A 13,814-nucleotide genomic window follows, 5' to 3' on the forward strand; every position below is an offset into this window, starting at 1 on the left:
GCGCAAGATCACGCCCCCGCTGGGCGAACGCACCGGCCATTCGCCCCGTGATCTCGGCTTTTGTGCCAATTTTCGGCACGGGTCGCGGGCCGAGGGCGGGCGCAGCCTCCGGGGCCCGTTAGGCTCGTGCTGCAGAACTCCAGCACACACGAAGGAGACCCTCGTGCCGTCCATCGACGTCGTCGTAGCTCGCGAGATCCTCGACTCGCGAGGCAACCCCACGGTCGAGGTCGAGGTCGGCCTCGACGACGGCTCCACGGGCCGTGCCGCCGTGCCGTCCGGCGCCTCCACCGGTGCCTTCGAGGCCATCGAGCTCCGTGACGGCGACCCCAAGCGCTACCTGGGCAAGGGCGTCGAGAAGGCCGTCCTGGCCGTCATCGAGCAGATCGGCCCGGAGCTCGTCGGCTACGACGCCACCGAGCAGCGCCTGATCGACCAGGCCATGTTCGACCTGGACGCCACCGACAACAAGGGCTCCCTGGGCGCCAACGCCATCCTGGGCGTCTCCCTGGCCGTCGCGCACGCCGCCTCCGAGGCGTCCGACCTGCCGCTCTTCCGCTACCTCGGCGGCCCGAACGCGCACCTGCTGCCCGTTCCGATGATGAACATCCTGAACGGCGGCTCGCACGCCGACTCCAACGTGGACATCCAGGAGTTCATGATCGCGCCGATCGGCGCCGAGTCCTTCTCCGAGGCCCTGCGCTGGGGCACCGAGGTCTACCACACCCTCAAGAAGGTCCTGAAGGGCCGCGGCCTGGCCACCGGCCTCGGCGACGAGGGCGGCTTCGCCCCGAACCTGGGCTCCAACCGCGAGGCCCTCGACCTCATCCTCGAGGCCATCAAGGAGGCCGGCTACACCCCCGGCCAGGACATCGCGCTCGCGCTCGACGTGGCCGCCTCCGAGTTCTACAAGGACGGCGTCTACAAGTTCGAGGGCAAGGACCGCACCGCGGCCGAGATGACCGAGTACTACGCCGAGCTCGTCGAGGCGTACCCGCTCGTCTCCATCGAGGACCCGCTGTTCGAGGACGACTGGGCCGGCTGGAAGACCATCACCGACAAGCTCGGCAGCAAGGTCCAGCTCGTCGGTGACGACCTGTTCGTCACCAACCCCGAGCGCCTCGCCCGCGGCATCGAGGAGGGCAGCGCCAACGCCCTGCTCGTCAAGGTCAACCAGATCGGTTCGCTGACCGAGACCCTCGACGCGGTCGAGATGGCCCAGCGCAACGGCTTCAAGTGCATGATGTCCCACCGCTCCGGCGAGACCGAGGATGTCACCATCGCCGACCTGGCCGTCGCCACCAACTGCGGCCAGATCAAGACCGGTGCCCCGGCCCGCTCCGAGCGCGTCGCCAAGTACAACCAGCTGCTGCGCATCGAGGAGATCCTCGACGACGCCGCGGTGTACGCGGGCCGCAGCGCGTTCCCGCGCTTCAAGGGCTGACACGCGTCAGGGCTGACACTCAAAGCCCTTAGCCTCACCCCGTCCTCGGCCGCGGTCCCGTACCGTGGCCGGGGACGGCTTTGCGTAACCAGACCATGGGGAGGCTTACGTGGCGGCGGAACGGTCCTCCACCGCGACCAGGCTCAGGGCGCTCGGCACCGCGCTCGTACAGGGTCCGACCGCCGCCCGGGTCTACCGCGCGCGGCCGCCCCGGCGCAGCCGGCTCACCGGCCGGGCGGCGCTCCTGGCGCTCGTCGTCTGCTCCCTCGTCGTCGCGCTCGCGTACCCCATGCGGCAGTGGGTCACCCAGCGCACCGAGATCGCCGACCAGCGGCGGCAGTCGGAGCGGGCCCGGCAGCAGGTCAAGCAGCTGAGCGAGGAGAAGGCCCGGCTGGAGGACCCGGCGTACGTGGAGCAGCAGGCGCGCGAGCACCTGCACTACGTGCGCCCCGGGGAGACCGGTTTCACCGTGCTGGACGGCGGCGGTGCCGCGAAGCGGCCCAAGGACCAGGGCGCCGCCGACCGTCCCTGGTACAGCAACCTCTGGGACGGGGTGGACTCGGCGGACGCCGCGCGCTGACGCCGCCCCGTATCCTCGGCCCCTGGCCTTCCCTTCCGAGAACCCCGAGCACGAGCGAGCACATGGACACCCCTCCTCCCCAGACCGAGCCCACCGAGCCGACCGCCGCGGACATCGAGGCGTTCCAGCAGCAGCTCGGCCGCCCGCCGCGCGGCCTGCGGGCGATCGCCCACCGCTGCCCCTGCGGCAACCCCGACGTCGTCGAGACCGCACCGCGGCTGGAGGACGGCACGCCGTTCCCGACGCTCTACTACCTGACGTGCCCGAAGGCGTCCTCCGCCATCGGCACGCTGGAGGCGGAGGGGGTCATGAAGGAGATGACCGCACGCCTGCAGAGCGACCCGGAGCTCGCGGCCGCGTACCGTGCGGCGCACGAGGACTACATCGCGCGCCGTGACGCGATCGAGGTGCTGGAGGGCTTCCCGAGCGCGGGCGGCATGCCGGACCGGGTCAAGTGCCTGCACGTCCTGGTCGGCCACTCCCTGGCCGCCGGCCCCGGCGTGAACCCCCTCGGCGACGAGGCCATCGCCATGCTCCCGGAGTGGTGGCGCAAGGGGCCTTGCGTGACGCCGTGCGGGGAAGCGGAAGCGGAGTGAGCTAGGCCCCCAGGGCCCCGTAATCGCGGCTCCGCCGCTCGTCCTCAATCGCCGGACGGGCTGAAATTGCCCCACCTGGGTTGTGGGCAGGCGTTCTGCAGGGCGGAACGGGTGGGCACAACCCGGACCGCCGGCCGCAACCACCCCGCGGCACCCCCGGTGCCGGTACCCCGACCCCAGGAGCGCACATGACCCGCGTCGCCGCCATCGATTGCGGCACCAATTCGATCCGCCTCCTCGTCGCGGACGCGAACCCGCAAACCGGTGAACTCACCGAGCTCGACCGCCGGATGACGATCGTCCGCCTCGGCCAGGGCGTCGACCGCACCGGCCGCCTCGCCCCCGAGGCGCTGGAGCGCACCTTCGCGGCGTGCCGCGAGTTCGCCGGCGTCATCAAGGAGTACGGCGCCGAGCGGATCCGCTTCGTCGCCACCTCCGCCTCCCGCGACGCCGAGAACCGTGGGGAATTCGTGCGCGGCGTCGTCGAGATCCTCGGCGTCGAGCCCGAGGTGATCAGCGGTGACCAGGAGGCCGAGTTCTCCTTCACCGGTGCCACCAAGGAGCTCGCCGGGCGCGCGGACCTCACCAAGCCGTACCTCGTCGTCGACCTCGGCGGCGGTTCGACCGAGTTCGTCGTCGGCGACGACCACGTGCGCGCGGCCCGCAGCGTGGACATCGGCTGTGTGCGGATGACGGAGCGCCACCTCGTCGTGGACGGCGAGGTCACCGATCCGCCGACGCAGGGTCAGATCGCCGCGATACGCGCCGATGTGGAGGCCGCGCTGGACCTCGTCGAGCAGACGGTGCCGGTCGCCGAGGCGCACACCCTGGTGGGTCTGGCCGGTTCGGTCACCACGGTCGCCGCGATCGCGCTCGGGCTGCAGGAGTACGACTGGGAGGCCATCCACCACGCGCGGATCTCCGTGGAGCGGGTCCGGGAGATCACGCACGAACTGCTCGCCGCCACGCACGAACAGCGCGCCGCGATCCCCGTGATGCACCCGGGCCGCGTCGACGTGATCTCCGCCGGGGCGCTCGTCCTGCTCTGCATCATGGAGCGGACCGGGGCCCGGGAGGTCGTCGTCAGCGAGCACGACATCCTGGACGGCATCGCCTGGTATGCCGCACAGGACGACTGACCTGTGCCGACGGGGATGTCCGGCCGGGGGTCCGGGGGTTGTCCCCCGGGGAAAGCGAGCCTGGACGGCATCGCCTGGAGCGTCGCCTGAGGCGGTCCGGGAACGGGCCGCAGAAAATTGTTCGTGAAATCCTTCACATGAAATGGCGGTCCTGGAGTCGCGGAAGGGGGCCTTCAGACCCCCTTCCGGGGCCCATCGGCCCCTTCCCGTCCGCCCGGCGGACGGAACAGCCTGGTTTCGGGTGGGTTAAAGAAACGCTTATCCGGTGCCGGCTCGTGAAGTGGTCTAGTCCTCTTGAAAGCCCCAAGGCCAGTTCAGCGGGGGTCCTCAACGCCCGTACGGCCACTGTGGTTCCCTGCAGTGGCTATGGCGTCGGTCACGGGGGCCGCGGAGTGTAGCAGATACCCCCGCACGCCTTGTGAAGGGGCTCACGAGCACCCCTGTTGGGAGTGCTGGATACTCGAATCATGAGCACCACGGAGCGTCCACGGATCCTCGTTGTAGGCGGTGGGTACGTCGGCCTGTATGCAGCGCGCCGCATCCTGAAGAAGCTGCGGTCCCAAGAGGCGATCGTCACGGTCGTCGACCCGCGCTCGTACATGACGTACCAGCCCTTCCTTCCCGAAGCAGCTGCCGGCAGCATCTCCCCCCGCCACGTCGTGGTGCCCCTGCGACGTGTGCTCCCCGGGGCGGAGGTCCTCACCGGCCGCGTCACCACGATCGACCAGGACCGCAAGGTCGCCACCGTCGCGCCGATCGTCGGCGAGGCGTACGAGCTGCCCTTCGACTACCTGGTGATCGCGCTCGGCGCCGTCTCGCGCACCTTCCCGATCCCCGGCCTCGCCGAGAACGGCATCGGCATGAAGGGCATCGAGGAGGCCATCGGCCTGCGCAACCACGTCCTCGAGCAGCTCGACAAGGCCGACTCGACGACCGACGAGGAGATCCGCCGCAAGGCGCTCACCTTCGTCTTCGTCGGTGGCGGCTTCGCCGGTGCGGAGACCATCGGCGAGGTCGAGGACATGGCGCGCGACGCCGCCAAGTACTACACCAACGTGAAGCGCGAGGACATGCGCTTCGTCCTGGTCGACGTGGCCGACCGGGTCCTCCCCGAGGTGGGCCCGAAGCTCGGCGAGTACGGCCGGAAGCACCTCGAGAGCCGCGGCATCGAGGTGATCCTCAAGGAGTCGATGAAGTCCTGCGTCGACGGCCACGTCGTGCTGTCGAACGGCCTTGAGGTCGACGCCAACACGATCGTCTGGACCGCCGGTGTCAAGCCCAACCCGGTGCTGGCCCGCTACGGTCTGCCGCTCGGCCCCCGCGGCCACGTCGACACCCTGCCGACCCTCCAGGTCAAGGGCACCGACTACATCTGGGCCGCGGGCGACAACGCCCAGGTCCCGGACCTCGTCGGCCGCGCCGCCGGCAACGAGAACGCCTGGTGCCCGCCGAACGCCCAGCACGCGCTGCGCCAGGCCAAGGTCCTCGGCGACAACGTGGTCTCCGCCCTGCGCGACTTCAGTGCCGCGCAGAAGGAGTACAAGCACGCCAACAAGGGTGCGGTGGCGGGCCTCGGCCTCCACAAGGGCGTGGCGATGATCGTCATGGGCAAGATGAAGATCAAGCTCAAGGGCCGTCTCGCCTGGTACATGCACCGTGGCTACCACGGCATGGCCATGCCGACCTTCAACCGCAAGATCCGCGTCTTCGCGGACTGGACCCTGGGCATGTTCCTCAAGCGCGAGGTCGTTTCGCTCGGCGCCATGGAGAACCCCCGCGAGGAGTTCTACGAGGCCGCCAAGCCGGCCCCGCAGGCGTCCGACGCGGCCCCGGCCCAGAAGGCCAAGGCCTGACGTCCGGCCGGACCCGCAGAGCAAGCGCCGGAAGGCGTCCACCCGATCCGTGGGGGTGGGCGCCTTTCGGCGTATGCAGGGGCGTATAGGGGCGGAGGGTTGACCTAATCTGGAAGTACGGGGCAGGACTAGAGCACGGCTTGCCGGTGTTTAGGTGTCAGATGAATCCATCGTCTGACGCTTCATCACGGAGGTGTGCGACATGGCCGAGGCCGCTCGACGGCTCACCGCTCTCGCGGAACAGGTACTGGGGGTTCCCCTTCCGGTACGGCTCCGCGCCTGGGACCGCAGCGAGTCCGGCCCGCCCGGCACACCCGTTCTCGTCGTCCGCCGCCGCCGGGCCCTGCGCCGCCTGCTGTGGAAGCCGGGCGAACTCGGCCTGGCCCGCGCCTGGGTCGCCGGCGACCTGGACGTCGAGGGCGACCTCTACGAGGCCCTGGAACTGCTCGCCGGCACCTTCTGGGAGCGCGGCGAGACGGCCGGTGGCACGTCCCGGCGCCAGGGCCTCGCCGCCCTGCTGACCGCCCTGCGCGACCCCCGGCTGCGCGCCGCGGGCGGCGAACTGCTCAGGCTCGCCGGGCCCTGGGTGCCGCCCGCCCCGCCCGCCGAGGAGGTCCGCCGCTCCGGCGGCCCGCTGCACACACTTCGCCGCGACAAACAGGCCATCAGCCACCACTACGACGTGGGAAACGCCTTCTACGAGAAGGTCCTCGGCCCGTCCATGGTCTACTCGTGCGCCTACTGGGACGCCGGCCCCGACGCCACGCTCGAGGACGCCCAGCGGGCCAAACTCGACCTGGTGTGCCGCAAGCTCGGCCTCGCGCCCGGGCAGCGCCTGCTGGACGTCGGCTGCGGCTGGGGCTCCATGGTGCTGCACGCCGCCCGTGAGTACGGGGTCTCCGCCGTCGGCATCACGCTCTCCGAGGAGCAGGCCGCGTACGCCCGCAAGCGGGTCGCCGAGGCCGGTCTGACGGACCGTGTGGAGATCAGGGTCCAGGACTACCGGGAGATCTCCGACGGCCCCTTCGACGCGGTCTCCTCCATCGGCATGGCCGAGCACGTCGGCTCCACGCAGTACGCCGCCTACGCGGCCGACCTGTACGCGCTCCTCAAGCCGGGCGGCAGGCTGCTCAACCACCAGATCGCGCGGCGCCCGCTGCACGACGAAGAGGCCTACCAGGTCGACGAGTTCATCGACCGTTACGTCTTCCCGGACGGCGAACTGGCTCCGGTGGGCCGCACGGTCGCCCAGCTGGAGGAGGCCGGCTTCGAGGTCCGGGACGTGGAGGCGCTGCGCGAGCACTACGCGCTGACGCTGCGCAGCTGGGTGGCGAACCTGGAGGCGCACTGGGCGGACGCGGTGCGCCTCACGTCGCCGGGCCGGGCGCGGGTCTGGCGGCTCTACATGGCCGCCTGCGCGCTGTCCTTCGAGCGCAACCGCATCGGCGTGAACCAGGTCCTGGCGGTCCGCACTCCGGCGTCCGGCGAGCCGGGGCTGTCGCTGCGGGCGCGGGAGTGGCGGGGGTAGCGCCCCGAAGGGGCGCGGGGCAGCTTCGATATGCGGCTCCGCCGCGTGGGCGCGACCAGCCACGGACGGTCCGCAGCCGACGTGCAACCCCGGGGTTCGGGGCGAAGCCCCGAGAAACGGGAAGGGGCGGGTCAGGGGCAAAGAAAACCCCCGGCCCGCCCCGAACGGTCCCCAGCCGTTACTCGGCCTTGATCGCGGCAAGCATGTTCAGCTTCGCCGCACGGCGAGCCGGCCACAGCGCGGCCAGCACGCCGACCACGGCGCTCAGCAGCAGGAACACCGCCATGCGGTCCCACGGCAGCACCAGCTCGTACGTCGGCATGCTCTTGCCGATCAGCTGGCCCGCGGCCCAGCCGAGGAAGACGCCGAGGCCGACGCCGAGCACTCCGCCGAAGAGGGAGATGACCAGGGACTCCAGGCGGACCATCCGCTTGATGCCCTTGCGGTCCAGGCCGATGGCGCGCAGCATGCCGATCTCCTGGGCCCGTTCGAAGACGGACATCGCAAGGGTGTTGACGACACCGAGCACCGCGACGATCACGGCCATGGCGAGCAGCCCGTAGAGCATGTTCAGCAGCAGGCTGATCATCTTGGCGATGTCGTTGGAGATGTCCTTCTTGTCCTGGATCTGGATCGCCGGGTTGTCACCGAGCGCCTTGCTCAGCGCGTCCTTGGTGGAGTCGCTCACGCCGGACGAGGTCTTGAGCATGACCTGCTGGTCGGTGATCTGGCTCTGGTGCGGGGTGACCGTCTTCAGGTCGACCATCATCCCGTTCATCAGGGCGTTGCCCTTGTAGATGCCCGAGACCGTCAGCTTGCCCTTCGTGCCGTCCTCGTAGGTGGCGTCGACGGTCGAACCGAGCTTCCAGCCGTGGCTCTTGGCGGCCGCGTCGTCGACGACGGCCTTGCCCGCGGACAGGTCCGCGAAGGAGCCGGAGACGAAGTCGAGCTTGGTGAGCTTGCCGATGGTGGCGCCCTCGACGCCGGTCAGCATCTCGAAGTCGCCGTCGATCCGGGACGGAGCCTGGCGCAGCGGGCTGCTGGCCTCGACCCCGGGCACGGCCGCGATCTTCTTGGCGACGTCCGGGGAGAGCGGGGTGTGGCTCGCCATGGAGACGATGTAGTCGGCGCGGATGGCGTCGGTGGCCATCTTGTCGACGGCCTTCTGCACGCTGCCCGCGATGACCGTGAGGCCGGTGATCAGGGTGAGGCCGATCATCAGCGCCGAGGCGGTCGCGGCGGTGCGGCGCGGGTTGCGGACGGCGTTCTGCCGGGCGAGCTTGCCCGAGATGCCGAAGAGGCGCAGGACGGGCGACGCGGCGGCGATGACCGGGCGCGACAGCAGCGGGGTGAGGACGAAGACGCCGATGAGCAGCAGGCCCGCGCCCAGGCCCATGACGGCCTTGCTGCTGGTGGCCACGGTGAGGGCCGCACCGGCGGCGGCCAGCACCGCGCCGATGGTGTTGCGGACGACCAGCGAGCGGGTGGTGGCGACGGCGTGCACGCTGTTCATGGCGGCGACCGGCGGGATCTTCGCGGCGCGGCGGCCGGGCAGCCAGGCGGCGAGCACGGTGATCACGATGCCGACGGCCAGCGAGGCGACGACCGTGCCCGGCGAGACGACGAGCGGGCCGTCCGGGATCTCGGCCCCGGTGCTGCCGAGCAGGGAGCGCAGCCCGGCGCCGATGCCGATGCCCGCGAGCAGACCGGTCACGCCGGCGACCGCGCCGACGACGAGCGCCTCGATGAGCACCGAGCGGGTGACCTGGCGGCGGCTGGCGCCGACCGCGCGCAGCAGCGCGAGCTCCTTGGTGCGCTGGGCGACCAGCATGGTGAAGGTGTTGGCGATGATGAAGATGCCGACGAAGAGGGAGATGCCGGCGAAGGCCAGCATGGCGGTCTTCATGCCGTCCATGCCCTGGGCGATGACCTTGGCCTGGTCGTCGGCGAGCTGCTTGGCGGTGGTGGTCTCGGCGGTCTTCGGCAGGACCTTGTCGAGCTCCGTCTTCAGCGCGTCCTGCGAGGTGCCGGCCGCGGCCTTGACGTCGATCTCGTTGAACTCGCCCGGCTTGGCGTAGAGCTGCTGGGCGGTGGCGGTGTCGAAGAGCGCGAGGCTGCCGCCCGCGGAGACGTTGCCGTCGTCGGTGGTGAAGATGCCGGTGAGCTTCTGCTCCAGGACCGGGCCGTTCACGGACATCCGGACGGTGTCGCCGACCTTGTAGCCGGCGCGGTCGGCGGTCTTGGCGTCCAGCGCGACCTCGCCCGCGCCCTTCGGCGCGCGGCCGTCCTTGAGCGGGTAGCGGGCGTCCTTGCCGTCGGTGCCGGGGTAGTAGTTGGAGCCGGTGGAGCCGAAGCCCTGGCCTATGAGCTTGCCGTCCTTGCCGGCGATCGCGGCGAAGCCGTTGACCGTGCCGGTGGCGGAGGCGGCGCCGGGCACCTTGGCGGCCTGGTCGAGCATCCGCTGGGTGAGCTTGGGGGCGGCGCCCGGGCGCTCCTTGTCGTCGGCCTGCCGGTGCGGCTGGACGGCGACGTCGACGTGGTCGAAGCCCTTCTGGGAGCTCTTCTGGTACGCCTGGGAGATGGTCGAGGTGAAGACCAGGGTGCCGGAGACGAACGCCACGCCGAGCAGTACGGCGAGCACGGTCATCAGCAGCCTGGCCTTGTGCGCAAGCACATTGCGCAAAGCGGTACGGAACATGGGGAGGTCAGTCCTGGAGATCGTGTCCGGCGATGGTCAGCTCGTACGGCCCTTGGCGTCGAACCGCTTCATGCGGTCCAGGACGGCGTCGGCGGTGGGGTCGCGCATGTCGTCGACGATGCGGCCGTCGGCGAGGAAGACGACGCGGTCGGCGTAGGAGGCGGCGACGGGGTCGTGCGTGACCATGACGACGGTCTGGCCGAGTTCGCGCACGGAGTTGCGCAGGAAGCCCAGGACCTCGGCGCCGGAGCGGGAGTCGAGGTTTCCGGTGGGCTCGTCGGCGAACATGATCTCGGGGCGTCCGGCGAGGGCGCGGGCGACGGCGACGCGCTGCTGCTGGCCGCCGGAGAGCTGGTTGGGGCGGTGCTTGAGGCGGCCCGACAGGCCGACGGTGTCGACGACCATGTCCAGCCACTGCTTGTCGGGCTTGCGGCCGGCGATGTCCATGGGGAGCGTGATGTTCTCCAGGGCCGTCAGGGTGGGCAGCAGGTTGAAGGCCTGGAAGATGAAGCCGATCTTGTCCCGGCGCAGCCGGGTCAGCTTCTTGTCGTTCAGCCCGGTCAGTTCGACGTCGCCGATGCGGGCCGAGCCGCGGGAGATGGCGTCGAGCCCGGCCATGCAGTGCATGAGGGTCGACTTGCCGGAGCCGGAGGGGCCCATGATCGCGGTGAACTCGGCCTGGCGGAACTCGACGGAGACGGCGTCCAGGGCGACCACCTGGGTCTCGCCCTGCCCGTAGACCTTGGTGAGATCCGTGGCGCGGGCCGCCACCGCGGCGGTGCGGACGGCGGTCTGGGCGCCGAGGGGGCTGGTGGTCACAGGAGCGCTCCTGTCGGGACGTGGTGCAAGGGACCCCTCCATGCTCCCCGGCGGTTCGGGCCAGGGGATCAGCCGAAGCGCCCGTTCCACGCCCTACCTCCGGAGGTATGCGGAGGGCCTCCTGTCATCCCTGGGTAGGAGGCCGACCCTTACCGAGAGCGACGAGATTGCGACAATTCCGCTTCCCGGTGGGGGTGGGGTGGTGAACGGCGGGGATCGGCCGCTGGCATGTGCCCTTGGCGTCGTCCCTGTACTGATGGACCCTCAGTTGCCAATAAAATAAGACAACCTCCGGTCACCGTTCCGCTGTTTGGGGGGCGCTCCCCGGCTAGGCTCGTCCTGCTCTCTCAGGGGGGAGGGGTTGGTGCCTCCCCCTGCTTGTGCGGCCCGAGAGAACCAGCCCGGATGGTGGAATGCAGACACGGCGAGCTTAAACCTCGCTGGCCCTACGGGCCGTGCCGGTTCAAGTCCGGCTCCGGGCACAGCCGAGGCATTCTCCGTAATCGCTCGCGCATCTTTGACACCCGCTTCCCGGGCCTTCCCGGAACCGGGCACCCTGGCATCGCGTTGTCAGTAGGTGGGAACGCGAGGAAAAGATCGTCCCGTAGCAGGAGAGGCATTCTTTTGCCTACCCATTACGCTTGACGCCAAGGCCGCGCAGGGTGGCCACGGAGGAGTGAGATGAGGAGCAGCAACCCGGTCTTCTCGCGACGGGGGTTCAGCCGCGGCGGTGGCTACGCGGGCTTCGACCCGGGGCCGCAGGCCGGGGCAGCCCAGGGCAACCCTTACGCGAGCAACCCCGGCTACGCGGGCAACCCGTACGCGCAGCCGACCAACCCGTACGCACAGGGCGGCCCCGGCCTCCAGCAGGGGTACCAGCAGGCGCCGGCGCAGACCGGCCGGATGACGATCGACGACGTCGTCTCCCGCACCGGCATCACCCTGGGCCTGCTGATCATCGCGGCCGGCGCCGCCTGGGCGCTCGAGCTGCCCGTCGGCATCGGCTTCGGCGCCGGTCTCGTGGCGATGGTGCTCGGTCTGATCCAGGCCTTCAAGGCCCGTCCGACCCCCGCGCTGATCCTGGCCTACGCCGTCTTCGAGGGCCTGTTCCTCGGCGTCATCAGCCAGGCCTACAACTCCATCGCGCGCGGCGCGCCCATGCAGGCCGTGCTCGGCACGATGGTCGTCTTCGTCGGCGTGCTGATCGCCTACCGCACCCGGCTCATCCGGGTCGACCAGCGCTTCGTCCGCTTCGTGGTGGCGGCCGGCATCGGCTTCGTCCTGCTGATGGCGGTCAACCTGATGTTCGCCGCGTTCGGCGGCGGTGACGGCCTCGGCTTCCGTTCGGGTGGCCTGGGCATCGTCTTCGGCATCATCGGCGTGGTGCTCGGTGCGGCGTACCTGGCGCTGGACTTCAAGCAGATCGAGGACGGCGTCCGGTACGGCGCCCCTCGTGAGGAGTCCTGGCTGGCGGCGTTCGGCCTGACGATGTCGCTGGTGTGGATCTACACCGAGATCCTCCGGATCATCGCGATCCTGAACAACGACTGACGCTGCGGCGAACTGTCGGGGCCCGGGAAGGCAGCTGCCTTCCCGGGCCTCTTTCGTCAGGTCTCGTCTTATCCGCGCCTGCGAGCGGCCCGGCGGAGGTCGTACTCGTGGACGATCGCCTTGGCGTGGCCGTAGGCGAGCTGGTGCTCTCCCCGCAGCCAGCTGACCTTCTCCTCGAAGCGGGAGAGGGACGGTCCTTCGTCGACCGTGCGCAGCCAGTCGGCCACTTCACGGCCGGTGCATTGGGGGATGCGGGAGAGCAGGTTCCGGTGGGTCTCGTCGGAGAAGACGTGGGACATCGGCGCCTCCGGACGCGTCGAATGATGGTCCTTCATGTCACCGTGCCTGAGTGTTCAGGCGTTGGCAACAGTCGGTCGACGGCGCATAGGCTCGGGACGTGGATGATGTGACGCCTCTCCTGGCCGCCGTGGACACCTTCGCCGACCGGCTGCGGGCCCTGCCGCAGTCCCGCCTGAGCCGGGGGGCGGCCGCGGAAGCGCTGGCGCTGGCGCGGGAATTGGCCGCGTGGGCCCAGCGGATCGAGGAACCGCACGCCGCGGAGCGGCGGGAGATGCCGGAGGCCGGCATGTTCGCCGTCGCCGACCAGGTGGCCGTGGCCGGTCACGACCTGGCCGAGGCCCTGGTGCGCGGAGGCACTCCCGTGCACACGGGAGTGGCGGAGGCGGTCGCGATGGTCGAGGAGGCGGCGCGGCGCTGCGGGCTCTGAGGGCCGGGGCCTACAGCGATGCGATGACGCGGTCCGCGAGGACGTAGACGGTGCCCGACGCGCAGCTGAACGTCAGGGCGTAGGCGCCGGACACCCCGGAGCCGCCCAGCAGGACCGGCTCGTCCCCGTCCCGGAGGGCCCCGGCGAGGCGCTCGGAGGTCTCCCGGTGTCCCGGGGTCATGCACAGCGTCGTGCCGTCCGCGAAGACGTAGACGTCCAGCGTGCCCAGCGGCCCGGGCCGGACGTCGGCCAGCGGCATGCGGGCCTGCGCGAGTTCGGCCAGGCGCTCGGCCGTGCGCTCGTGGTCGTCGGCGGACGGGGCGGGGGAGAACTCGGGGTGCGAGGGGTGACGGCGCCGGGCGGCGGCCAGTTCGGGGGACTCGGCGGCCTCGGACTCGGCGTCCGCGAGCGCCTCCAGGCCCGGCAGCAGGGAGTGTGCATCGCCGGTCCCGGCCAGATCCCTGGCCTCCTGCGCCGCCCAGAACGCACGCGCCTCGGCCAGCTCGCGCTCCCGCTCCTCGGCGAGGGCGTCGGCGACCGCGGCCCGTATCTCGGAGAGTTCGGCGGCCGGCGCGGTCCGGGCAGCGGGCACCGCGGCGCGCTCGACGCGGTCCGCGGAGGCGGCCGCCAGGTCGGCGCGCAGCGCCGTGATCTGCCGGCGCAGGCCGCGCGTGCTGTACAGGGCGGCGATGCCTGCAGCGGTTGCGGTGCCGGCGGCCAGCAGCAGGGCAAGGGACATGGCGCTCACTGACGTACTCCCGGTTGCATTGGATCCCCCGAATTCCTACCTCAGCTTGGCGTACGTCCGCAGCGCCCCCCAGTGCAAAACGGACCGAAACGGACGGGACCAAAGGCCCTGCCGTTCTGGCTTCAATCATC

12 protein-coding genes and 1 tRNA gene are annotated in these 13,814 nt (G+C 70.7%); 9 read left to right on the forward strand and 4 right to left on the reverse strand.

From position 1 onward, the window contains the following. Nucleotides 1-163 precede the first annotated feature (163 nt). The 6 genes from eno (at nucleotide 164) to ACMATS_RS22785 (ending at nucleotide 7,140) form a co-directional block, all read left to right on the forward strand. Nucleotides 164-1,444, forward strand: a complete 1,281-nt coding sequence (gene eno / locus ACMATS_RS22760; RefSeq protein ID WP_414168866.1) for a phosphopyruvate hydratase — start codon at nucleotides 164-166, stop codon at nucleotides 1,442-1,444. 109 nt (nucleotides 1,445-1,553) lie between these two features. Continuing rightward, the gene (locus tag ACMATS_RS22765; protein ID WP_390780099.1) at nucleotides 1,554-2,024 is read left to right on the forward strand and encodes an FtsB family cell division protein; all 471 of its coding nucleotides are present in this window, start codon (nucleotides 1,554-1,556) and stop codon (nucleotides 2,022-2,024) included. A gap of 62 nt (nucleotides 2,025-2,086) precedes the next feature. Next, nucleotides 2,087-2,620 carry a DUF501 domain-containing protein gene (locus ACMATS_RS22770; RefSeq protein ID WP_390780100.1) on the forward strand — a complete coding sequence of 178 codons (534 nt, stop codon included), beginning with the start codon at nucleotides 2,087-2,089 and terminating at the stop codon, nucleotides 2,618-2,620. A gap of 188 nt (nucleotides 2,621-2,808) precedes the next feature. Beyond that, nucleotides 2,809-3,759 (forward strand): exopolyphosphatase, encoded by a 951-nt coding sequence (locus tag ACMATS_RS22775; protein WP_414168867.1) that lies wholly within the window; start codon nucleotides 2,809-2,811, stop codon nucleotides 3,757-3,759. A gap of 467 nt (nucleotides 3,760-4,226) precedes the next feature. Beyond that, nucleotides 4,227-5,612 carry an NAD(P)/FAD-dependent oxidoreductase gene (locus tag ACMATS_RS22780; RefSeq protein WP_390780102.1) on the forward strand — a complete coding sequence of 462 codons (1,386 nt, stop codon included), beginning with the start codon at nucleotides 4,227-4,229 and terminating at the stop codon, nucleotides 5,610-5,612. 202 nt (nucleotides 5,613-5,814) lie between these two features. Then, the gene (locus ACMATS_RS22785; RefSeq protein WP_390780103.1) at nucleotides 5,815-7,140 is read left to right on the forward strand and encodes a class I SAM-dependent methyltransferase; all 1,326 of its coding nucleotides are present in this window, start codon (nucleotides 5,815-5,817) and stop codon (nucleotides 7,138-7,140) included. A 178-nt stretch (nucleotides 7,141-7,318) separates the two neighbouring features. Here the strand turns inward: ACMATS_RS22785 and ACMATS_RS22790 are convergent, their stop codons facing one another. Then, nucleotides 7,319-9,838 carry an ABC transporter permease gene (locus ACMATS_RS22790; protein WP_414168868.1) on the reverse strand — a complete coding sequence of 840 codons (2,520 nt, stop codon included), beginning with the start codon at nucleotides 9,836-9,838 and terminating at the stop codon, nucleotides 7,319-7,321. Nucleotides 9,839-9,874: 36 nt separating this feature from the next. After that, a complete protein-coding gene (locus ACMATS_RS22795; RefSeq protein ID WP_390780105.1) occupies nucleotides 9,875-10,657 on the reverse strand; it encodes an ABC transporter ATP-binding protein in 783 nt (260 codons plus the stop codon). A gap of 399 nt (nucleotides 10,658-11,056) precedes the next feature. Between ACMATS_RS22795 and ACMATS_RS22800 the strand changes: the two genes are divergently transcribed. Next, nucleotides 11,057-11,139: transfer RNA gene (locus ACMATS_RS22800), tRNA-Leu, on the forward strand. Between the two features lie 199 nt (nucleotides 11,140-11,338). Continuing rightward, entirely contained in the window at nucleotides 11,339-12,208 is an 870-nt protein-coding gene (locus tag ACMATS_RS22805) for a Bax inhibitor-1/YccA family membrane protein (protein WP_390780106.1), read from the forward strand. 68 nt (nucleotides 12,209-12,276) lie between these two features. Here the strand turns inward: ACMATS_RS22805 and ACMATS_RS22810 are convergent, their stop codons facing one another. Beyond that, nucleotides 12,277-12,507 carry a DUF4287 domain-containing protein gene (locus ACMATS_RS22810; RefSeq protein ID WP_336415103.1) on the reverse strand — a complete coding sequence of 77 codons (231 nt, stop codon included), beginning with the start codon at nucleotides 12,505-12,507 and terminating at the stop codon, nucleotides 12,277-12,279. A gap of 98 nt (nucleotides 12,508-12,605) precedes the next feature. Between ACMATS_RS22810 and ACMATS_RS22815 the strand changes: the two genes are divergently transcribed. Next, nucleotides 12,606-12,935, forward strand: coding sequence for a hypothetical protein (locus tag ACMATS_RS22815; RefSeq protein ID WP_336415002.1), 330 nt, complete (start codon nucleotides 12,606-12,608; stop codon nucleotides 12,933-12,935). A 10-nt stretch (nucleotides 12,936-12,945) separates the two neighbouring features. On the opposite strand, the gene ACMATS_RS22820 is transcribed toward ACMATS_RS22815, so the two are convergent. Beyond that, on the reverse strand, nucleotides 12,946-13,683 hold the full coding sequence (locus ACMATS_RS22820) for a hypothetical protein (protein ID WP_390780107.1): 738 nt from the start codon (nucleotides 13,681-13,683) through the stop codon (nucleotides 12,946-12,948). Nucleotides 13,684-13,814: the final 131 nt, after the last annotated feature.

Origin of the sequence: Streptoverticillium reticulum, from assembly GCF_047456005.1 — a bacterium.
Lineage (GTDB): Bacteria > Actinomycetota > Actinomycetes > Streptomycetales > Streptomycetaceae > Streptomyces > Streptomyces reticulum.

Bases quoted from the DNA above. Each gene is read 5' to 3' on its own strand.
- ACMATS_RS22770 (WP_390780100.1), top strand. From the start codon at position 2,087: ATGGACACCCCTCCTCCCCAGACCGAGCCCACCGAGCCGACCGCCGCG.
- ACMATS_RS22775 (WP_414168867.1), top strand. From the start codon at position 2,809: ATGACCCGCGTCGCCGCCATCGATTGCGGCACCAATTCGATCCGCCTC.
- ACMATS_RS22780 (WP_390780102.1), top strand. From the start codon at position 4,227: ATGAGCACCACGGAGCGTCCACGGATCCTCGTTGTAGGCGGTGGGTAC.
- ACMATS_RS22785 (WP_390780103.1), top strand. From the start codon at position 5,815: ATGGCCGAGGCCGCTCGACGGCTCACCGCTCTCGCGGAACAGGTACTG.
- ACMATS_RS22790 (WP_414168868.1), bottom strand. From the start codon at position 9,838: ATGTTCCGTACCGCTTTGCGCAATGTGCTTGCGCACAAGGCCAGGCTG.
- ACMATS_RS22805 (WP_390780106.1), top strand. From the start codon at position 11,339: ATGAGGAGCAGCAACCCGGTCTTCTCGCGACGGGGGTTCAGCCGCGGC.
- ACMATS_RS22810 (WP_336415103.1), bottom strand. From the start codon at position 12,507: ATGTCCCACGTCTTCTCCGACGAGACCCACCGGAACCTGCTCTCCCGC.